We start from the raw sequence: 19,704 nt of genomic DNA, 5'->3' as shown, positions 1-19,704 counted from the left end.
CTGCTTCTAGGCATGTGTCTGTGTTTTCGGACGGTGACAAACCTTTGTTATAAGGAAAGCAATCACTGCTGCAACAACGACCATCCCTGCCCCCCGGATGAAGCTCACTTCCCCGAACGCCACTTCTGAAGCCGTGGATGGCGTGCTACCCAATGAGTGTATGATTTCCGCTGAATAGAACATGGTTAGAACCATACCCGAAAGAATTTGCAACCCAATATACACGACTAGAAAGCTCCCGAGAAACGTTGCATGTTTTTTCATTACATCCGCCCCTTTGCTAGCTCTTCCTCTCTAAAAGGTAACATAGATCGGGAAGAAAGTTGAAGGACTAGGACTACTCCTCCTCAACCACAAACGATCTTTAAAACCGCTTGATAGCCACTAACCTTCGACACTCTTTCATACAGAGGCGTCACGTTCACCAATTCCCATCCTTCTTTTCCAAAATCATTCAGCGTCTTTTCCATTTCTTTTTCTTCTCCGGATATGCTTAGGACTTTGTATTCAAACGTCATCTCTTTCACCTCATTAGAGAGGATTCCCAAGAAAAGGTGTTTCTATTAATCCCCACGCCTTGTTGCATGAACGTGAGAATTAGACTTCCTTGTCTCCTCCCCACGCTGAGCTTACTCTTCCCCTTCCCCATTTTCGTCAGATGCCTCTGAATCCGATTCGTTCCCTGCTTCTTCGTCTAGTTCAAAATCCTCGACTTCTCCAAAATCATCTTCAATCGTCACATTGGTAAAGTCAACGACATTCAACACATTCTCTTCGGTATCCACGACCTGTGCCGCAATGTCGTCCCCTTCTTGGAGGAATACCGCATCCGCCACGGTGGTGAGATCGAATTCCAACACTCGGGCCTCATCGGTAATCAACACTTGGATGTACTGCTCGTTAAGCGTATCGCTCACTCGATAGACGGTTCCCTCAACGGTTTCCTCTTCCAGTACATCGGTTGGAACGAAGTCATCGGAGTCCAGATCGGTTGCGAGCATCTGACGATAACTGCTGAAGGCTTCCTCCCTTGATGATCCCGTCGCCACATTCCCTGTATCTGCATGGACCATGGCCATTTCTCTCATTAACCCGTTCTGATCCACCACCGGAACCACCCACGTATACTGATCGTAGACGGAATACAAGACAGGCTGCGTGCCGCTCCATTGCTCTCGTTGATACGACTTATCCACCACTTCTCGTGCTCCACCTGCATTCAGAAGTCCTGAGGAGCCCGTATAATACTTCGCTTCCCCCGTCTGGGCATTGACCATCGTAAACCCAACCATCGTATTGGACTCCTGGTTCGGGCGCATATGGTCCACCATCCAATACATATCTTCATCAGGGCCAAGAACCCCAATCATTTCTTCGTCACTCGTCGGTTGATGAACGCCTTCTTTTGCAAAGAGAGCGTTGAATAGGCCATTGCTGTAGGTGCCAAACCAGTGGGCATAGTCTAAGGCAACTCCGTAATCAATCGCGTTATCAATAAAATCAGGCTGCTCCCCTAGCTCATACTGCTCCATCTCTCCACTTTCTGCATCAACAACAATCACACCATCGGCCTTAGGACCCGTCCGGTAATGATCATAGTACGCATAGGAATACGCGTAGTACGGCCTCCCCTCATCATCAGGCTCAAAAGAATACCCCATGAGAATGACATCTTCATACGTTTTCCGCACATGACGTTCGAGATGCTCACCAAGATAAGCACTCGGCACATAGTTCATTTCATAATCGTCCATAAGCTGAGCTTCGGCATTTGGATCTTCGGCACTGACCATAATATAACCAGGAGCATAATCCGCTCTCAACCATCGCCAAACGCTTGCGTACTCAATCGGAGATACCCAGTACAACTCATCATCCATTTTCTGAATGCTCGATTCTCCCAACTCAAAAAAGGAGTAGTTGTCAATGTTGCCAAACACAATTTCCGATTTGTATCGTGCATATGTATAAGGAACCGAACGAACGGCCTCTTCGGTGACCGATTCAATTTGCTCATTACTGGTCTCAATCTCTCCAAGCTGCGCTAATTCTTGCGTGACTGTGAATGGATAGACGAAATTAAGAACCAACAAACCAACAAGAATGAATGCCCCGAGCATGCCTTGCACATTGACTATGGGGAGCTTTGGCTTCTTCTGTTCCTGTTTCTGTTTCTGTTTCTGCTTCTGCTCCTTTCCTTTTTTGATACGATTCGAGGGATGAAACAGCCCAGAGATAAGCAGATTGATAGCAACTACGAATCCATATGTATTCATCATTCCTGTTAGCGATATATCAATTAAACGAAAATAGATAATAACAATCCCTATAATCAGCCCCACGACGTACCGACCCAACTGAATCATGATAAATGATTGGCTGTTGCGCTTCAGTCCTCGGACCCAGTATTTCGGATTCAACTCCAAACAAGTAAGCGCCATGATGAAAATCCAACTAAACATATACTTCCTCCTGGTGAAAATGTGTCTACTTCTATATACGCCTTACAGTAGAAAAAGATTCACAACCTGATGAAAATGGCTGTTTTTCCGAAGTACCTCATTAAAATATCCTTCCGGGTTCTCAACAAGCAGATTCCTAGCTTTTTGTTAGGAGATTTACAAATACTGCGCGGCAAAAAAGCCCTTACTATAAGGGCTGACGCTTGTTATCGTACCGTTTGGTTGCACCGAGCGGGGAATATAGAAAAACTACAACTTCCAATCAAACCACCTACCATGCCCGTCGGTTTCGCCCACCCTCTTATAATAAGGTACACCGTTTAGAAAATAATCGAGGTGAAGGTCAGCGGGCTTTTAACCATAACGCATCTTCGTTCTTGGTTACATCATTAATGTGCAAATCAAACCCCACACGCGAATCTACGGACGGGCTTTCTTTTAATAAGAAAGGTTCACTCCCTTGTCTAACTTCCGACTGCAAAAGAACCGTCGCCTCTTTATTCCCATAGAGCTCACCGCTGCCGTAGGAATAGGAATACTGATCCCATAATAATTGCAGGCCAGCACTTGTTCCGATTTCAATAAGAGACAGAGGGGTGCGGACTTGGCTGTATATGTAGCAAAAAATCGGGTAGAGATAAGCACAGCGCCTCACTTCATTCGTTTGCACCAATTTCGTTTTCAGAATGGAAGTGATTTCTTCTGAATAAAGGCTGCAAAAGTCTTTGAAATGGGGAAAGGACGCTTGAACCTCTTTCGCGTCTTCCACGATGCTTGGATAATACTCCCTTAGAGAATGGTCCCTCCCTCTTAGCAACAAAAAATGAACCGCTCCAAACAATAGATTAGGAGCTGGTTGGCCCACCGGTGCTTCAGCAGCTAAGTGGAGTAAATCAGAGTCTTCCGCAATTCGTAAAGCTAAATATTCATATAAGTGGCTGGACCCTCTGCACTCTGCTTCTGCGAAGGTTTTAAATCGAATGGACATTTGATCGATAGTCATTGTGCATCTTCCTTTCGTAATGGGATTCGTTTCACATAACAAAAGCATTCGTGAACTCTGTTGAACTTACCTCTTACAGCCTCTTCATCTTCCCCTGAATAATGCGCAAATACTTGAATAGGGCATAATTTCGGCATCTCACTTTTAAGTGTGCCTTTTATCTCCTGACTGCCTTCGATAACTACGTGGAAATAAGATGTCTCCTTAAGAAATCCATGTTTTTCGTACCATTTATGGACCCTACCATCATCTCTTGTCCAAGCTTCTAGTCGATTTAGACCTTGGTCTTTTGCAATTTTCTCCGCTTCGGTCAATAGTTCGTTTCCAACCCCTCTTCTGCGGTAATCAGGATGAACGGCGACATGCCATAGCATCCCACCTAACCCTGTGCCCCTTGAACAAACGCTACCCTCCCTAACCTCACATTCAATATCCAGCAGCCCAACTATTTGACCTTCTTCCACGGCCACAAGTTCTATGGCAGGGTTTTCATATTCCTCTCTCTCTTTCAAAACATTATCGAAATATGGGGTATCCAAGAATGATAGCACTCGGCACCGGACCCACCCATCTTCGTCTGCTTGTGCATACTTTCTAATGAGCATAAGTGCCTCCTTACCATGCATGACTACGACTTCTCCAGGCAGCAACGCCCCAACCCCCGACGACAAAATATCTAAAAACCCATTCATACGCCCAATCAATAATGCGGCTTCATCATCTAATGTATTAATGCCTAACCTGGGAGATGAAACCGATGAACCTCATGAAATTTGTCGACCGGCTGCCACTCATGAACACGGCAAAGCCGGAGCGAAAAAGTAAAAATGAAACTTATTACGAAGTGCAAATGGAAGAATTTTATCAAAAGCTGCACAGAGATTTACGACCGACACGTCTGTGGGGATACGATCGCCAGTTTCCGGGACCACTCATTGATGTCAATCGGGGCGAGCGGACTCAGGTTAAATGGATCAACAATCTTCCCGACACGCATTTTCTTCCAATCGACCGATCGATCCACCATGTTGCCCATCAACCGGAAGTACGAACCGTTGTCCACTTACATGGAAGTGAGACCCGACCGTCTAGTGATGGCTACCCAGAGGCGTGGTTTACGAAAGGTTTTAAAGAAGTAGGATCGTCTTTTGAAAGCGAAGTGTACGAATACCCCAACCATCAGCGGGGTTCGACGCTCTGGTATCACGACCACGCCATGGGCATTACGAGGCTCAATGTCTATGCTGGACTTGCTGGGATGTATATCATTCGCGATGAAAAAGAAAGTTTATTAAATTTGCCAAAAGTGGACTACGAAATTCCGCTTATGATTTTGGACCGTTCGTTCAATGAGGATGGTTCTCTTTTTTACCCGACTCAACCAAACAACCCTTCCGAAAACTTGCCGAATCCTTCCATCACTCCCTTTTTCCTTGGAGACACCACCCTTGTCAACGGAAAGGCATGGCCGTATTTGGAAGTGGAACCACGCAAATATCGGTTCCGACTAGTGAATGCCTCCAATACTCGCGCCTATCAATTGCACCTTGATTCCGGGCAGTCTTTTTACCAAATCGGATCAGATGGAGGCCTGTTGCAGAGAACAGTGAAAGTGAAAAAGTTCGCCATCGAACCGGCAGAACGCGTCGATTTCATTCTCGATTTCTCCAAACATGAAGGAGAAACCATTATTTTAAAAAATGACCTTGGTGCAAATGCCGATCCAGATGATGATATGGGTGACGTTATGCAATTTAAAGTGAACCAACGTCTACAGGGAAAGGATAACAGCATCATTCCTAAAAATTTGTCCCATATTTCCTCCCTTAGGCACAATGAAATAAAGGCCCTTCGCAATTTGAAACTTACAGGTTCAACCGATACGTACGGGAGACCTTTGCTTTTACTAGATAATAAAACGTGGTCGGCCCCTGTGACGGAAAAACCGCGTTTAGGCTCAACGGAAATTTGGTCATTCATCAACGTTACCGGCTTTTCCCACCCGATTCACATTCATTTGGTTCAATTTCAAGTGTTAGATCGCCGTCCATTTGACCTGGATCTTTATAACCAGGAGGGTCGAATCGTTTACACCGGTGCAGCCATACGACCGAAGCCGAACGAAAGGGGCTGGAAAGATACCGTATCTGCCCCCTCGGCCCAAATTACACGCGTCATCGCTCGATTTGGCCCCTACACTGGAGATTATGTCTGGCATTGCCACATTTTAGAACATGAGGACTATGACATGATGCGCCCGTTTACGGTTATAGATTCAAAGCATTCGGATGACGACAAGTAGGGAAATAAAACGTTTCTGAATAATTAGAGGCTGCTTTGAGCAATCTTTTTTCAAAGCAGGCTCTTTTCATTGAGTTCCTATAATGCCCACTCCTTCCCCCATTGCCCAGGAATCTCAACGCCTGCCTGTTTTAAAGCCAGCTGCCACTGCCCTTGATGAATGCCCTCATGTTGTATCGCCGCGCCTATTAATTCGAAAGGGCTAAGCATATCCTCTCCCCAGTACACCTCTGCAATGCTAGTGTTTTTAATCGCTTCCGCAAGTACCTCTCTGCTTTTTCGGAGGTCTTCTATGGGATTCTGTGTAGTGATGCGTTCGCCGGGAAATTCTACTTTCCCTGAGATCAACCCATTACGATACACCCCGCGCACGCGAATCAAGTGACAGAACAGCTGATACGGCGTGCCAAGCTCGGGTACAAGCGGACGATGAAGGTCCGCTTCCCTGATCACCGTCGTTAATTGATCGGTCATCTCTGCGGCATACAGAAAACTCTTCGCATCCATCTACTCAATCACCAACATATCATGTTCATCAAACCTCCAGTCAGCCCCGTACGCCACTTCCCAAAAGAACCCGTCTGGATCGGTAAAGTAGCCGCTGTACCCTCCCCAATCGGTCGTTTTTGCCGGCGCTACGATCGTCGCCCCAGCCTTTTCCGCCCGCTTTAACAGCTCGTCCACTCCTTGCTTGTGCTTCACATTATGGGCAAGCGTGAACCGTGGAAAACCACTTGACACGTCTGCTGCAGCCTCGCCAATTTCTTTTTGCAGCTCTGTGAGCGGAAAAAGCTCTAGCTTGGTTCCGCCATTATTGAAAAATACAATCGCGGGAGTCTCTCCCTCGGCGGATGTTTTAAAACCAAGCCCGTCTCGGTAAAACTTTAAAGAGGTTCCTATGTCGTTAACGGCTAAACAAATTAAGTGAATCGAGTTCATAACGGTTCGCTCCTTTTCTGAGTGTAGATGTAGATTGTCTATACGAACTTCTGTTTTTATCAAAGAAATCCTGCCTGCTGCGGCTAATATTGGTTGATTCTCAACATCTGAAGCTCGCATTCTTCCTAATTTTTCATAAACCCCCTTGCACCTCCAGTTACGTGAGGTCTTATAATCAAGGTAGACAATGGTAACCAGGAGGAATTCCAATGGGAAAATGCAACAGCTATACGATTGGTGACTTTTCAAAACGTACGAAGGTGTCGGTAAGAACCCTGCATTATTATGATGACATTGGCCTATTGCAGCCGCAAAAACATCCCCGTTCCGGGCACCGCATTTACACAGATGAAGATGTTCTGATCCTGCACAAAATTATTACGCTCAAGTTCTTAGGGTATCGTCTGGAACAAATAGGAGAAATCCTGCACGAGCCAAGCTTCACCGTGGATCTGAACCAGACGTTAACTTTGCACCTGCAAGTATTGGAAGAAAAGAAAGCGCAGATGGAAGCATCCATCGCTGCCATTAAAAGAACCACCAAATTACTGGAAACAGAAGGGGAAATAGACAGCTCCGTGCTAATGAGCCTAATCAGCAACATGCAGACAGAACAAACCCAAATGGAGTGGATGAAAGAATATTTTCCTGGTGATATGATCGACACCCTCTATAATAAAACAGAAGAGGAGAAGCTGGCTTTTGAAAAAGAATTTATCCAGTTTTCCACGGAATTGAAAAAACTGGCCGGGGAACCAATTGACAGCCCCAAGGTGCAAGAAATGATTGAATCGTATATTCAATTTTCTTTCTCCTACTTGGGGGAAGATGCCATTCAAATGCTTGGCAGCGTAGAATTAGACGAAAAGGAGATAGAGAAGCTGGAGGATCTTGTTCCCTCTCCATTTACAGCAGAGGAGGAAAAATGGCTGAATGAGGCTATCGAATATTATATGAAACAAACAGAAATGCTGACAGGAAAGGAGGAACAGTAACCCTCCTGCCCATGCCTGCTAAAGATACCAAAGAGGAGACATTTCTATGCAGAAAAAAGCGAGTTTAAAACCGTTCCTATCCCTTATATTAACCACCAATATTCCCAAGCTGGCGCTCACAGTCGGGCTGATTGGCAGCATTCTTACCACCCTTGTTGGCTTAATTATTCCCCTTTTAACGAGAGAGCTAGTGGACGGTTTCTCTGTGGAGGCTTTGGGAGTCGGGCTGATGATCACGATTGGCGCGGTTTTTATTGTGCAGGCTGTGATCGATGGGGTATCCACGTATTTGCTTGCTGCGACCGGGCAGAAGATTGTCGCCGGACTGCGGAATCAGATGTGGCTGAAGATGATCCGCTTGCCGGTTGGCTATTTTGACGAGCAGGCAAGTGGTGCCTCGGTAAGCCGAGTCGTCAACGATACAGGGATTGTGAAAGACTTAATATCCCAGTATTTTCCTCAGTTTATTTCGGGGCTGATTACGATTATTGGGGCTGTCACGATACTTTTGTTCATGGATTGGCAAATGACCGTGATCATGCTGTTTGCAGTCCCTGTCACCATCGCTATTATGATCCCACTTGGTGGACAGATGGCCAACATATCCCGTGGCCTGCAGGATGAAACAGCGACCTTCTCCGGTAGCATCCAGCAGACGATCAGCGAAATGCGCCTGGTTAAATCGTCGACTGCTGAGTCCTCCGAAGCACAAAGAGGTCTGAAAGGAATCGAGAAATTGCTTGGCTTCGGCCTGAAGGAAGCAAGGATCCTTGCTCTCGTTGGCCCGCTTATGTATTTCATCGTTATGGTGGTCATTGTTGCGATTATCGGTTATGGAGGGATTCGCGTCGCTGAAGGATCCATGTCTACCGGCTCATTGGTCGCATTTTTGCTCTACCTTTTTCAAATTGTATTTCCAATCACCTCATTCGCCATGTTTTTCACCCAGCTGCAAAAAGCAAAGGGAGCGACGGAACGAATCATCACTATCTTGGAAACGCCGGATGAAACGGGTCAGGAAGGAATCGACCAGGACATAGCGAATCAACCTGTGTGTGTGGAGAATGTATCTTTTTCCTATGATCATAAGGAATCCGTCTTGCAGCACATCACGTTCTCCGCTTTGCCAGGTGAAAAAATTGCCTTTGCTGGCCCTAGCGGTGGGGGGAAAACGACCCTGTTTTCCTTATTGGAGCGTTATTATGAACCAGATGCCGGAGAAATCCGTGTTGGTGAAACACCGATTCACCAGCTGTCTTTACATGCTTGGCGCAAACAAATCGGCTATGTTTCTCAGGAAAGTGCGATGATGGATGGATCAATACGGGATAATTTAACGTATGGATTGCCGGGTGCAGCAATGATTCCAGAGGAGCGGTTGTGGGAAGTTGCGAAGATGGCGTATGCAGAGGGGTTTATCCAATCCTTCGAAAAAGGGCTGGACACGGTAGTGGGAGAACGTGGGGTGAGGCTGTCCGGCGGGCAGAAACAGCGAATCAACATTGCCCGCGCCTTTTTGCGGGATCCCAATATTCTCATGCTGGATGAAGCGACGGCCAGTTTGGACAGTCAATCCGAAGGGATGGTGCAACAAGCATTGACAAGGCTCATGGAAGGCCGGACGACTTTCGTGATTGCCCATCGATTATCAACCATCGTGGATGCAGACAACATCATTTTCATTGATAAAGGGAGAATCACAGGAAGCGGCAGCCATGAGGAATTAATTCAATCCCACCCTCTGTACCTGGAGTTTGCGGAACAGCAGCTAACCAAGGAGGGGAATCAGCTTCCTTAGAAGGCTTGGAGATCAGCCAAGCCTTCGTGGCGAAAATCTTGGTTGCGCTTATGCAATTAGATATTTTTAACTGTCACTAAAATTAGAGCCTGCTTTTGAAAAGAGTTGATCAAAACAGGCTCTTGTTGGAAAATTGCGTTTTTAGGACTAGTAAGCGGTTTAGCCTTAACACCCTATAATAAATGGTTCCAGTTCCGTCTAGCGTAAAGAATTCTGATAACCGCGACTGACTGATTTTCTTCAGAAACTACGTAAAAAGCGATATAGTTGTCAATCAATACTTTTCTTACACCCTCATTGGCTAACCGTCCATCTGCAACCAGTGCATGTCGTTTAGGCATCTGCTCCAAATCTAAAACAGCTTCCGTAATTGTTGAAATTATATATTGAGCGGTGGAAGGTTCCTGCAACTCTTTTGCAATATAATCCGCAATTTCTTTTAAATCGGCTTCTGCAGGCTCCGTAATAACCAAGTGATAGGACTTCACTCTGGCAGCCCTTTCTGAATATCTGTTACGGTTTCACGAAACGGCTTTACTCTATTTTCTTTTACCGCTTCCATACCCTCATCAAGCAGTTTATATAATTCAAACTTTCCAACAAGGCGTTCATAAGTCTCGATACTCATTACAGCCAGATCTCCTTCGCCATTCTTAGTAATGTAGACTGGCTCAGAATGTTCATGACAAAATTTAGATATTTCATTATATTTATTCCTAAGATCCGAGCTTGGCCTGATGTTCGGCATTATCGCTCACCCCTCCCTTTAATATACATATATTTTATCAAAATATCGATATCAGAACAAGAGCGATATCATCTCCGTTTTTCCCCTCATTTATTTGTCTAAGTTCAATCCTTTTTCGTAGTGCCCCTAACGTCTCCTCGCGTTAGATTGGCGATGGAGTTGGCGAACTTGCTCCGCGAGTTCAGGAACAGGTCCGTCTACTGAGGTATCACGAACAACCTCTTGGATTGAAAGAGGACGAACGCGCGATTCAGTCATTCCCATTTCACTTAACCATTGTACCAGCTGCTCAGACGAACTGGCATAAACGATCCGACCCAAACCCACCCAGCCGTGGGCCGCTGCGCACATCGGGCAATGTTCGCCCGAGGTATATACTGTCGCCTTGCTTCTTTCTTGAGATGTCATATTCCCGGCTGCCCAACGCGCCAAGGCAATTTCCGGGTGTTGGGTATGGTCACCACCTGCAACGTGGTTATGGTCTTCCGCAAGCACGTCTCCGTTAGCTGAGACAAGAACGGAACCAAATGGCTCGTCCCCTTTCTCTAGAGCAACCTTTGCTAATTCAATACAACGTCGCAGATGCTTCAAATCTGAATCGTTTATCATCCTTTATGCTCCTTCCTCGTACTGTTTTAAAAAACGCAGAGCATTCATTCCGTACCATGACATCTCCTAAAAAAATTGATTCCTCATACGATTACGAGGAATCAGCTTTCTTAGTCCTGCTCTTCTTTTTTCTCTAGCTCGGCAAGCTTTGCCAGTAAGATATGCTGCGGCATATGCATGATTTGCTCGATCGGTACATTCAAAGACTTCGATAATGCCAGCGCTGTTTCTTCGGAAATCTGTAAAGGTCTCATCCTATCACTCCTTCTGACTAGTGTACGTGATTACTGGCCTTGCTTCAAGAAGAGAAGAGCTTTGCTTTTTAGTTTAAAGACCCTGCTTCCATCAATCAACAGGGCCCCTAACTCATGATTCATAAAATCCGTCTATCAAGTCCCACAAAACGTGCGGTACGGTTGATTTGACGGCTCAGGCGGTTTCGCGTATTCTTCCTGTTCAGGAGAGTGCGCATATGGACGCAAAAGAACAGCAAGCAACCGCTCCATCACACTGTAATCTCCTTGCTCTACTGCGGCTTCCAGCGCCTCTTCTACCCGGTGGTTGCGTGGGATAACCGCAGGATTGCTGTTTCTCATCAGCTGCTGTGAGTCTTCGTTCGATTCCTGCTGTCTGCCCCGTCTCTCCTGCCATTGCTCATGCCACTGATTAAACTCTTCGGTCCCAGACAGAGCCGTCTCTTCCAGTTGATCAAACGTTAATGCACGGAACGTATTGGTATAGTCCGCCTGATGCTTCTGCATCAGGCTCAAAAGGTCTTTAATCAATGCTTCATCTTCTTTCTCTTCGTTAAACAGTCCAAGCTTGTTTCTCATTCCCTTATGCCAATGATGAATATGCAATTCTTGAAAATCTGAAATCGCCTGCTCGGCCAATTTGACCGCTTGCTCTTGTTCATCATGCAGCAGCGGCAACAGGGTTTCCGCAAATCTTGCGAGGTTCCAAATGGCCATATACGGCTGATTTCCATAGGCGTAGCGACCTTGTGTATCAATGGAACTGAAGACCGTTGCTGGGTCGTAGGTATTCATAAAGGCGCACGGACCATAATCAATCGTTTCGCCACTGATCGCCATGTTGTCGGTGTTCATCACCCCGTGAATAAAGCCAACGAGTTGCCATTTGGCCAACAATGCGGCTTGACGCTTGATCACTTCCTGAAGCAGGGAAAGATAGCGATTCTCAGTAGTATCAACGTCTGGAAAATGTCTTTGTAGTGTGTAATCAGCCAAGGCCTTAAGGTCCTCAACATTGCCCAATCCTGCTGCGTACTGAAAGGTGCCCACGCGCAAATGACTGACCGCCACGCGAGTCAGAATGGCTCCCGGCAAGTTCGTTTCGCGGATTACTGCTTCTCCTGTTGAGACGACTGCGAGACTACGGGTGGTAGGGATACCAAGCGCGTGCATGGCTTCGCTGATGATGTGTTCGCGCAGCATCGGTCCAAGTGCCGCTCGCCCATCGCCTCCACGTGAGTAGGGTGTTCTTCCTGAACCCTTTAGCTGAATATCCATTCGCTCGCCTTGGGGAGTGATCTGCTCGCCAAGCAGCAGCGCCCGTCCATCCCCTAACATCGTAAAATGCCCGAATTGATGTCCGGCATAAGCTTGAGCTAGAGGCAGACCGCTTTCGGGGACCTGGTTGCCAGCAAGCACCTCTACACCATCATTTTTTTGCAGCGCCTCAGCGTTCAACGCAAGGGATGTTGCCAATGAAGAATTGAAAATAACCAGCTCCGGTGAGTGTACAGGATCTAGGTTGAGGCTGCTAAAGAATGACTTCGGCAGACGAGCATAACTATTGTCAAAGTTCCATCCTGTTTCGGTTGTTTCTACCTTCTTTGTCATTGTATCCCCTTTTCTGCTTTGTTTTTTATGGCGTCTATCCTTCGTTATTGCCTTGTCCACTTGCGGTCGCCGTTGATTAAACGCATTGATACTGTTAATTCCGCCCTAACAAAGTAACTGTCTCCACATGCGTCGTCTGCGGAAACATATCCACCGGCTGCACTTCCTTCGTCTGGTACCCGCCGTCTTCCAAAATCCGCAAGTCCCTTGCCAACGTCCCTGGATTACAGGACACATACACAATCCGCTTCGGTTTCAACGCAATCATCGTCTCAAGCAGCTTCTCGTCACAGCCTTTGCGTGGCGGGTCGACAACGATGACGTCCGGGCGCACGCCTTGTGCGTGCCACCACGGCATGACGTTTTCCGCCTCTCCGACAGCGAATTCAGCGTTGGTTAGACCGTTCAGCTTGGCGTTGCGCTTGGCGTCGGTGATCGCTTCTGGAATCACTTCTACGCCGTAGACGTGCGTCGCCTTTCTGGCAAGGAAGAGAGAGATGGTGCCGATGCCGCAGTAGGCATCAATTACCGTCTCGGAGCCGGTGAGATTCGCGTATTCAAGCGCTTTGCCGTAGAGACGGTTCGTTTGATCTGGGTTGACTTGGTAGAAGGAGCGAGCGGAAATCGCAAAGCGAATGCCGTTAATCTCGTCGTAGATGTGTTCTTCGCCCCAGAGAACCTTCGTCTTATCGCCGAAGATCACGTTTGTACGCTTGGAATTAACGTTTTGCATGATGGACTTGACGTTTGGAACTTTCTCGCGAATGGCTTCAATCAGCTTCTGTTTGTGCGGAAGCTCAGCGCCTTTTGTGATAAGAACGACCATCACTTGCCCGGTTGATTTCCCGTAACGAGCAACGATATGGCGCAATGTCCCACAGTGGCTGGCTTCGTCATAGGCATGAATGCCATATTCTTGAGCGAGCTTTTTCACGATATGAATGACGGCATCGTTGTGCTCATTCTGAATGATGCACTCCTCCATGTCGACGATGCGGTGGCTTCGTTTTTCGTAAAAGCCGGCGACGAATTCTCCGTCTTGATAAGCGACGGGCACTTGGGCTTTGTTGCGGTAGCGCCACGGGTCGTCCATGCCGATCGTTCCATGTACAGTAACATTGGGCAGTTTTGCCACACGCGTGATCACGTCTTTCACTTGTTTCTGCTTATAGCGCAGCTGTGCTGGGTAATCGATGTGCTGGATTTGGCAACCGCCGCAGCGCTGAAAAAGCGGACACGGAGGGTCTACGCGGTCATCACTTTCAGTCTCGATCTTGATGAGACGAGCAAAGCCGTAGCCCTTTTTTGTTTTGACGACTTTCACTGTCGCCTTCTCTCCTGGGATTGTTTTAGGGATGAAGAGGGCATACCCACTGACTTTCGCGACTCCTGAACCGTCATGGGATAAGTCCTCAATTGTCACCGTCACGGTTTCATTTTTCTGTACGGGTGCTTCTTGTTTTTTCATAACAGTATTTTCTCCGTTCATTTTCCTAGTTGTCCCATTGTACCATGAAGCCGAGGAACAAAAAAAGACGCTTCATTCCCCCCAACGTTTGAAAAAATATTTCCCAGGGAACTCTATTTTGTGTGAGAACGTTATGGAAAGGATGATTCGAATGCAAACCCAATATACAAAACTATTCATTAATGGACAGTGGGTTAATGGCTCCTCTAAAAAAACCATTGAAAATACAAATCCCTACAATGGCGAATCGTTAGGGACAATAACTTCCGCTAACGCAATTGACTTGGACCGAGCATACCGAGCTGCAGAGACCTATCAACCTGAGTGGGAAGCATTATCTCCTGGAGAGCGCCAGAATTATCTTCTGCGTTTACTGGATGCCATTGAGAGCAATAAAGACCATATTATAAAATGGCTGATTCAAGAATCAGGAAGCATCAAAACAAAGGCCGCTATTGAAATTCAGTCAGCCATGAGTATCATCCGTGAATCCCTTTCTTTTCCGACACGGATGCAGGGGACGACCGCCCCCTCAAATATAGAGGGGAAAGAAAACTATTCATTCCGCTCGGCCAAAGGGGTCATTGGTCTTATCGGACCATGGAATTTCCCGTTTCATCTGGCCATTCGTACAATTGCCCCGGCACTTGCGACAGGCAACACTGTCGTTGTAAAACCCGCATCTGAGACGCCCGTTACTTCTGGTTTGTTGATTGCTGATCTGCTTCAGGAAGCCGGTTTTCCTGCTGGTACTGTTCACGTCGTCGCCGGTCGTGGTTCAGAAATCGGGGACGAATTCGTGACGCACCCCGTGCCGAAACTCATCTCTTTTACAGGTTCTACAGAGGTTGGCACCCATATTGCAGAATTGGCAAGCAAAGGTTTAAAAGAAACCGCCCTAGAACTTGGCGGAAATAACGCGATGATTGTTTTACCGGATGCGGATATTCAAAAAGCAGCGAATGCCGCTGCGTTCGGCTCCTTTTTACATCAGGGACAAATATGCTTGGCGCTCAACCGGATCATTATTCATCATGACATTTATGATTCGTTCGTGGAACAATTCGTTCAGGCAGCGAAAGGAATCAAAGCAGGAGACCCAGCCCTTGACAACGTTTTGGTTGGACCCATTATTAATAAGGAACAGCTTGAGCATATCCAACAAATGGTCCAAAAAACCATTGATCAGGGTGCGAAATTGCATACGGCATTTAGGTCAGAGGACCAGGTTATTCACCCAGTGATCCTATCGGAAGTCACCAATGATATGCCAGCAGCCAAAGAAGAAGTGTTTGGCCCGGTAGCTACGCTACTTCGTGCCTCTAGTGAAGAAGAAGCGATCAGGATTGCCAATGATTCTCCGTACGGACTAAGCGGTGCTGTATTCACAAATGACCGTTATCACGGCATGCAGGTCGCTCGTAAACTTCAGTCCGGCATGGTGCACATCAATGACATGTCTGTCAACGATGAAGCCCACATGCCGTTTGGGGGAGTGAAACAGTCCGGGAGCGGACGTTTTAATGGAGAATGGATTCTTGAGGAATTTACGACCATCCAATGGATTAGCGTTCAGGCGGAAGATCGTCACTACCCTGTCTAATTTTAGGACAAGTGGTTACTATAGCTTAAACAGACGCTGGTACCCACCAGCGTCTGCTCTTCGTTACAATGCCTTAATCATCCCACCATCCACAAGGATCGAACTCCCCGTCACAAAGCTAGAGGCGTCTGATACAAGAAACGTCACGACGTTTGCGAATTCTTCGGGCTGGCCGTAGCGCTTTCCTTTGCACGACAGGTCGAATCACCACGGTTTCGGTGTTGGCCTTGGGCGTACCACTCAGCCTCCCCCCACGAGGCCAATTTCACATTGGTTAATGCTGCAGCTGGCACCAGTGATCGCTTCAAGGTTTCCCTGTAGACCCGCTTCAACTAAAGACGACTTCTTTTCGCTAAATCACACTACCACTTTCTTCAGCTTCACTGTAAGATTGGGGAAATGTCAATGAGAGGTGGAGGTGTAAACGATGCGACCTTTTTTGAAGATCGGAGGGGCGCTTTTCCTTATCCTTGTGACTTATTCCTCAAATGAGAGGGTCCTTTTTGCTGAGTCAGAAGCCCTTATAGCCGCCTACGATCCACAGCTGCCCCCGCTCCACATTGACGGGAGCGAACTGGACGGTTTTTCGATTGATATAATGAAAGCGATATCTGAGAGACAGGAATTAGACGTCGAGTTTGTACCGATGAGAGAACGGGAAGCCGTTCGTTCCCTTAAGGAGGGTGACGTCGACCTTATTCTTTCGGTAACATTTACGGATGATCTCGCCAATGAAGTTGAGTTTAGCGACTCGATTCTCTCCACGTCGATCGGTATTGTCGCTCCTTCTGCCTATGAAGAAGTCACTAACGCGACCGATTTATCTGGAAATCGAATCGCCTTACAAATGGACACGCTTGAGTACGAGTTTCTTAGCAATATACGCGACGTTCACTATCACGTGGCTTCCAACCCTCTTACAGCGATGGAGATTCTCATGCGAGATCGGGCCGATGTGTTTATCGGCAATGTTTTAACAGCCTCTTATTATTTGGAGCACACGGGACAAAGCGAGTACGAGATGGTAGATTCTTACTTTCTACCCGCAGACTACTCGATCGTTGTCGCGAAAGATAATTACGCGTTGCTTCACGAAATCAATAGTGGTCTACGAGAGTTAAAGCGAGACAATACGTATTCGACGATTCATGATGATTGGTTTTTAGATATTGATACAAAGCTGACCGATCAACTCTGGCTCGTCATCCAAATCATTGGCGCTCTTTTTCTTATTGTGATTGCCATCGTCTTTTTAGGCATTCGCTGGAATCGTCAGCTTAAGAGCGAGGTTGATAAGCAGACTTCTGCCCTGAAAGAGTTGAATCTTTCTCTGCAATCACAAATCAAACAGACGAAGAACAGCACTGAATTTCAAAGGCAAATTCTCAGTTCAAGTCCAAGGGGGATCATCACCATTCGTGATGACGGTCTCATTACGAGCAGCAACCCGAAGGCAGCAGCCATTCTTCGCCTAACGCACGAATTAGTAGGCACCTTTTACCGAGAGAATCCTTTGTTAAAAGAATGGTTGGAAGACAAACATTCTTCTATTCTGGGGTCTGGCCAAACCTACTTGGGCATAGAAACGACGTGGCGCCCTAGTGATGGTTCGACCCTCTACTTTCGTTATTATGTGTATCCTCTTTATGACTTTACGAAATCAATTACGGGCCTGATCTTTGCTATCGAAGACATCACCACAGAAAAAACACTGCGAACCCAAATGTATGAGCAGGAGAAGAGTCAAGCACTCTCGCGGCTAGTTGCAAGCATTGCCCATGAAACTAGGAACCCACTTTCTGCTATCAAGACATTTGTGGAGATGCTACCGAAAAAAATGAGCAATCGACGCTTCCAAGAGCAAATAGTGACATACGTTCCTAAAGAAATTGACCGTATTGACCAACTTATGAAAGGGCTTATTGATTATTCGAATCCCAAAAAACAAAAACAGACGGTCGTCGACGTGGCCACCCTATTGGAGGAAAGCACTGCCCTTTTCGAGCGTTCAGCACAGGGGGCAGGTGTGCAACTTGTGAAACTTTGGAAAAGTGACCTCTGTGTTTTTGCCGACCCCTCTCAGCTAAAGCAAGTGCTGATTAACCTTATCATTAACGGCATTGATGCCATGAATTCTTTGAATGAGGGCAACTTAACAGTAGAAGCACGAAAAAACACTGATCGTGTGACAATTGCGATTATAGATGAAGGCATGGGATTTACGGAGGAACAGAGAATGAGAGCCTATGAGCCTTTTTTCACAACAAAAGAAAACGGAACGGGTCTCGGGTTAGCGATTTCCTTCCAATACGTTCATGAGAATAAAGGCACAATCACGATTTATAGTAGAAAAAACAAGGGCAGCCGGATAGAGATCACTTTCCCCGCTGTCTCTTGTGAGAAAGGAGAGAACCAAAAATGAAAACCGTCCTAATCATTGACGATGAGCCATCGATCTGTGCAGCGCTCACCTTTGCCCTAGAGGATGATTACAATGTGTATTCGACAACGGATCCAGATGAAGGCCTTTCCCTTATATCAGAACGAATCGTTCATGTCTGCGTCCTAGACTTACGGATTGGCCAGCGCAGCGGACTTGACGTGCTCGAGGAAATCAAATCTCGTTCGTCCAAAACCGCTGTAGTGATGGCTACCGCATACGGAACAATTGAGACATCGGTAAAAGCACTGCAAAATGGAGCGTATTCCTATATCACAAAGCCGGTAAATACAGAAGAACTACTTTCCGTTCTGAGCAAAGCGATTGAGTACACCGACCTGAATGAGAAAGTAGAATACTTGTCCCAAGAGCTCGAACGCTCTTATCACTTAAAAGGAATGGTGGGCTCCTCGCAAGCGATGAGGCAGCTATTTCACTTAATAGAGAAAGTCACAAATGTGGATACGAGCATTTTAGTTACGGGAGAAAGCGGCACAGGCAAGGAGCTTGTCGCACGGGCAATTCATTTCTCGGGGAAGCGCAAAAAGCATCCTTTTGAAGTCGTTAACTGTGCCGCCATCCCTGAGCAACTCCTTGAAAGCGAGTTGTTCGGCTACCAGAAGGGGGCTTTTTCAGGAGCTACCTCCGCCAAAGCTGGAAAGTTTCAGCTTGCCAATGAAGGCACAATTTTCCTTGATGAGATTGGCGACATGCCTTTAAGCCTTCAGGCGAAGTTGCTGCGCGTCCTTCAGCAAAAGGAAGTGACCCCCCTTGGCTCTAACCGGACCGAGCAACTGAATGTCCGCGTCATCGCAGCGACGAACAAGGATTTGCAGCAGGCGTGCGTCAAAGGAGAATTTCGTGAGGATCTCTACTTTCGCCTAAATGTCATTCAGCTTGAAGTCCCCCCACTTCGTGAACGGAAGGATGACCTTCCGCTGCTCTTTCGCTACTTTCTTGAACAGTTCAATGAAGAGCTGCAAACGAATGTACGCGGATTTTCAAAGCAGGCTGAACAGTTTCTTCTTCATTACGAATACCCAGGGAATATTCGTGAGCTTTCGAACATGATTGAGGCGGCAATGGTTATGTCAGATGGAGAGGCAATTGAACTTCACCATTTGCCACGCTATCTCCAAGACCATCAAGTGTTGGCTCCTATTTCTCGTTCGCAGGCTGCCCACGCGTTTGTCGGAGCGACGATGAAGCAAGTGGAAAAAGAAGTGATTCTTGCTTCGTTAGACTCGTTAGGCGGACATCGAAAGAATACGGCTGCCATGCTTGGAATGAGCGAACGTAGTTTACGAGATAAATTGAAAACCTATGAGCAAGAAAGCTGATCCGGCAAATATTTCCGGATCAGCACTATTTGCCGCTTGCAAGAACGTAAAATCATTGAAAATGCTTAACTTCCGTAGGAGATTCCTTGGCACGCTTCTTGCTTCTAGGTATTGTGATCTACATTTTTCTTGA

18 protein-coding genes and 2 pseudogenes are annotated in these 19,704 nt (G+C 46.8%); 6 read left to right on the top strand and 14 right to left on the bottom strand.

Translation table 11 applies throughout. From position 1 onward, the window contains the following. Positions 1-6: 6 nt before the first annotated feature. The 5 genes and pseudogenes from AVZ68_RS10600 to AVZ68_RS10580 form a co-directional block, all read right to left on the bottom strand. Positions 7-264, bottom strand: coding sequence for a cytochrome b family protein (locus AVZ68_RS10600; RefSeq protein ID WP_059104523.1), 258 nt, complete (start codon positions 262-264; stop codon positions 7-9). A gap of 83 nt (positions 265-347) precedes the next feature. Further along, positions 348-518 carry a DUF4177 domain-containing protein gene (locus tag AVZ68_RS19835; protein ID WP_082676495.1) on the bottom strand — a complete coding sequence of 57 codons (171 nt, stop codon included), beginning with the start codon at positions 516-518 and terminating at the stop codon, positions 348-350. Between the two features lie 111 nt (positions 519-629). Beyond that, a complete protein-coding gene (locus tag AVZ68_RS10595; protein WP_059104522.1) occupies positions 630-2,462 on the bottom strand; it encodes a hypothetical protein in 1,833 nt (610 codons plus the stop codon). 249 nt (positions 2,463-2,711) lie between these two features. Beyond that, positions 2,712-3,465: pseudogene (locus AVZ68_RS10585) on the bottom strand (DUF2332 domain-containing protein). Then, the gene (locus AVZ68_RS10580; RefSeq protein WP_059104519.1) at positions 3,462-4,070 is read right to left on the bottom strand and encodes a GNAT family N-acetyltransferase; all 609 of its coding nucleotides are present in this window, start codon (positions 4,068-4,070) and stop codon (positions 3,462-3,464) included. The pseudogene AVZ68_RS10585 and the gene AVZ68_RS10580 overlap by 4 nt, the downstream one beginning before the upstream one ends. A gap of 152 nt (positions 4,071-4,222) precedes the next feature. Between AVZ68_RS10580 and AVZ68_RS10575 the strand changes: the two genes are divergently transcribed. Then, on the top strand, positions 4,223-5,767 hold the full coding sequence (locus tag AVZ68_RS10575) for a multicopper oxidase family protein (protein WP_180316694.1): 1,545 nt from the start codon (positions 4,223-4,225) through the stop codon (positions 5,765-5,767). A 77-nt stretch (positions 5,768-5,844) separates the two neighbouring features. Here the strand turns inward: AVZ68_RS10575 and AVZ68_RS10570 are convergent, their stop codons facing one another. Both AVZ68_RS10570 and AVZ68_RS10565 read right to left on the bottom strand, forming a co-directional pair. Continuing rightward, a complete protein-coding gene (locus tag AVZ68_RS10570) occupies positions 5,845-6,273 on the bottom strand; it encodes a DinB family protein (protein ID WP_059104517.1) in 429 nt (142 codons plus the stop codon). Next, positions 6,274-6,705 (bottom strand): VOC family protein, encoded by a 432-nt coding sequence (locus AVZ68_RS10565; protein ID WP_059104516.1) that lies wholly within the window; start codon positions 6,703-6,705, stop codon positions 6,274-6,276. Positions 6,706-6,914: 209 nt separating this feature from the next. Between AVZ68_RS10565 and AVZ68_RS10560 the strand changes: the two genes are divergently transcribed. Beyond that, positions 6,915-7,700 (top strand): MerR family transcriptional regulator, encoded by a 786-nt coding sequence (locus AVZ68_RS10560; protein WP_059104515.1) that lies wholly within the window; start codon positions 6,915-6,917, stop codon positions 7,698-7,700. Positions 7,701-7,746: 46 nt separating this feature from the next. Beyond that, complete coding sequence (locus AVZ68_RS10555) at positions 7,747-9,498, top strand: ABC transporter ATP-binding protein (RefSeq protein WP_059104514.1); 1,752 nt, start codon at positions 7,747-7,749, stop codon at positions 9,496-9,498. Between the two features lie 173 nt (positions 9,499-9,671). On the opposite strand, the gene AVZ68_RS10550 is transcribed toward AVZ68_RS10555, so the two are convergent. From AVZ68_RS10550 to rlmD, 6 genes are all read right to left on the bottom strand, one after another. Continuing rightward, positions 9,672-9,971 (bottom strand): type II toxin-antitoxin system RelE/ParE family toxin, encoded by a 300-nt coding sequence (locus AVZ68_RS10550; RefSeq protein WP_218970841.1) that lies wholly within the window; start codon positions 9,969-9,971, stop codon positions 9,672-9,674. A gap of 11 nt (positions 9,972-9,982) precedes the next feature. Then, positions 9,983-10,246 (bottom strand): type II toxin-antitoxin system Phd/YefM family antitoxin, encoded by a 264-nt coding sequence (locus AVZ68_RS10545; protein WP_059104512.1) that lies wholly within the window; start codon positions 10,244-10,246, stop codon positions 9,983-9,985. A 126-nt stretch (positions 10,247-10,372) separates the two neighbouring features. Then, a complete protein-coding gene (locus AVZ68_RS10540; RefSeq protein ID WP_059104511.1) occupies positions 10,373-10,855 on the bottom strand; it encodes a nucleoside deaminase in 483 nt (160 codons plus the stop codon). A gap of 110 nt (positions 10,856-10,965) precedes the next feature. Further along, on the bottom strand, positions 10,966-11,109 hold the full coding sequence (locus tag AVZ68_RS19830) for a YycC family protein (protein ID WP_082676493.1): 144 nt from the start codon (positions 11,107-11,109) through the stop codon (positions 10,966-10,968). Between the two features lie 135 nt (positions 11,110-11,244). Further along, complete coding sequence (locus AVZ68_RS10535; protein ID WP_059104510.1) at positions 11,245-12,720, bottom strand: protein adenylyltransferase SelO; 1,476 nt, start codon at positions 12,718-12,720, stop codon at positions 11,245-11,247. Between the two features lie 94 nt (positions 12,721-12,814). Continuing rightward, positions 12,815-14,188, bottom strand: coding sequence for a 23S rRNA (uracil(1939)-C(5))-methyltransferase RlmD (gene rlmD / locus AVZ68_RS10530; protein ID WP_059104509.1), 1,374 nt, complete (start codon positions 14,186-14,188; stop codon positions 12,815-12,817). 151 nt (positions 14,189-14,339) lie between these two features. Between rlmD and AVZ68_RS10525 the strand changes: the two genes are divergently transcribed. After that, positions 14,340-15,791 (top strand): aldehyde dehydrogenase family protein, encoded by a 1,452-nt coding sequence (locus AVZ68_RS10525; protein ID WP_059104508.1) that lies wholly within the window; start codon positions 14,340-14,342, stop codon positions 15,789-15,791. Positions 15,792-15,854: 63 nt separating this feature from the next. On the opposite strand, the pseudogene AVZ68_RS19825 reads toward AVZ68_RS10525, so the two are convergent. After that, a pseudogene (locus AVZ68_RS19825) lies at positions 15,855-15,971 on the bottom strand (SDR family oxidoreductase); the annotation flags it as partial. A 247-nt stretch (positions 15,972-16,218) separates the two neighbouring features. Here AVZ68_RS19825 and AVZ68_RS10520 point away from each other — a divergent pair. After that, entirely contained in the window at positions 16,219-18,213 is a 1,995-nt protein-coding gene (locus tag AVZ68_RS10520; RefSeq protein ID WP_059104507.1) for a transporter substrate-binding domain-containing protein, read from the top strand. Next, positions 18,210-19,571 carry a sigma-54-dependent transcriptional regulator gene (locus tag AVZ68_RS10515; protein WP_059104506.1) on the top strand — a complete coding sequence of 454 codons (1,362 nt, stop codon included), beginning with the start codon at positions 18,210-18,212 and terminating at the stop codon, positions 19,569-19,571. The genes AVZ68_RS10520 and AVZ68_RS10515 overlap by 4 nt, the downstream gene beginning before the upstream one ends. The last annotated feature ends 133 nt before the right edge of the window (positions 19,572-19,704 follow it).

Source organism: Shouchella shacheensis, from assembly GCF_001484965.1.
Classification (GTDB): Bacteria; Bacillota; Bacilli; order Bacillales; family Bacillaceae_D; genus Shouchella; species Shouchella shacheensis.
Note: the sequence above shows the minus strand (reverse complement) of the source record. Positions and strands in the feature narration are given on the sequence as shown.

Excerpts from the sequence above, each read along its gene's own strand:
- AVZ68_RS10595 (WP_059104522.1), bottom strand. The coding sequence starts at position 2,462 with ATGTTTAGTTGGATTTTCATCATGGCGCTTACTTGTTTGGAGTTGAAT.
- AVZ68_RS10570 (WP_059104517.1), bottom strand. The coding sequence starts at position 6,273 with ATGGATGCGAAGAGTTTTCTGTATGCCGCAGAGATGACCGATCAATTA.
- AVZ68_RS10515 (WP_059104506.1), top strand. The coding sequence starts at position 18,210 with ATGAAAACCGTCCTAATCATTGACGATGAGCCATCGATCTGTGCAGCG.
- AVZ68_RS19835 (WP_082676495.1), bottom strand. The coding sequence starts at position 518 with ATGACGTTTGAATACAAAGTCCTAAGCATATCCGGAGAAGAAAAAGAA.
- AVZ68_RS10565 (WP_059104516.1), bottom strand. The coding sequence starts at position 6,705 with ATGAACTCGATTCACTTAATTTGTTTAGCCGTTAACGACATAGGAACC.
- AVZ68_RS10555 (WP_059104514.1), top strand. The coding sequence starts at position 7,747 with ATGCAGAAAAAAGCGAGTTTAAAACCGTTCCTATCCCTTATATTAACC.
- AVZ68_RS10560 (WP_059104515.1), top strand. The coding sequence starts at position 6,915 with ATGGGAAAATGCAACAGCTATACGATTGGTGACTTTTCAAAACGTACG.
- AVZ68_RS10545 (WP_059104512.1), bottom strand. The coding sequence starts at position 10,246 with ATGCCGAACATCAGGCCAAGCTCGGATCTTAGGAATAAATATAATGAA.
- AVZ68_RS10520 (WP_059104507.1), top strand. The coding sequence starts at position 16,219 with ATGCGACCTTTTTTGAAGATCGGAGGGGCGCTTTTCCTTATCCTTGTG.
- AVZ68_RS10580 (WP_059104519.1), bottom strand. The coding sequence starts at position 4,070 with ATGCTCATTAGAAAGTATGCACAAGCAGACGAAGATGGGTGGGTCCGG.
- rlmD (WP_059104509.1), bottom strand. The coding sequence starts at position 14,188 with ATGAAAAAACAAGAAGCACCCGTACAGAAAAATGAAACCGTGACGGTG.
- AVZ68_RS10575 (WP_180316694.1), top strand. The coding sequence starts at position 4,223 with ATGAACCTCATGAAATTTGTCGACCGGCTGCCACTCATGAACACGGCA.
- AVZ68_RS19830 (WP_082676493.1), bottom strand. The coding sequence starts at position 11,109 with ATGAGACCTTTACAGATTTCCGAAGAAACAGCGCTGGCATTATCGAAG.
- AVZ68_RS10525 (WP_059104508.1), top strand. The coding sequence starts at position 14,340 with ATGCAAACCCAATATACAAAACTATTCATTAATGGACAGTGGGTTAAT.
- AVZ68_RS10600 (WP_059104523.1), bottom strand. The coding sequence starts at position 264 with ATGAAAAAACATGCAACGTTTCTCGGGAGCTTTCTAGTCGTGTATATT.
- AVZ68_RS10540 (WP_059104511.1), bottom strand. The coding sequence starts at position 10,855 with ATGATAAACGATTCAGATTTGAAGCATCTGCGACGTTGTATTGAATTA.
- AVZ68_RS10535 (WP_059104510.1), bottom strand. The coding sequence starts at position 12,720 with ATGACAAAGAAGGTAGAAACAACCGAAACAGGATGGAACTTTGACAAT.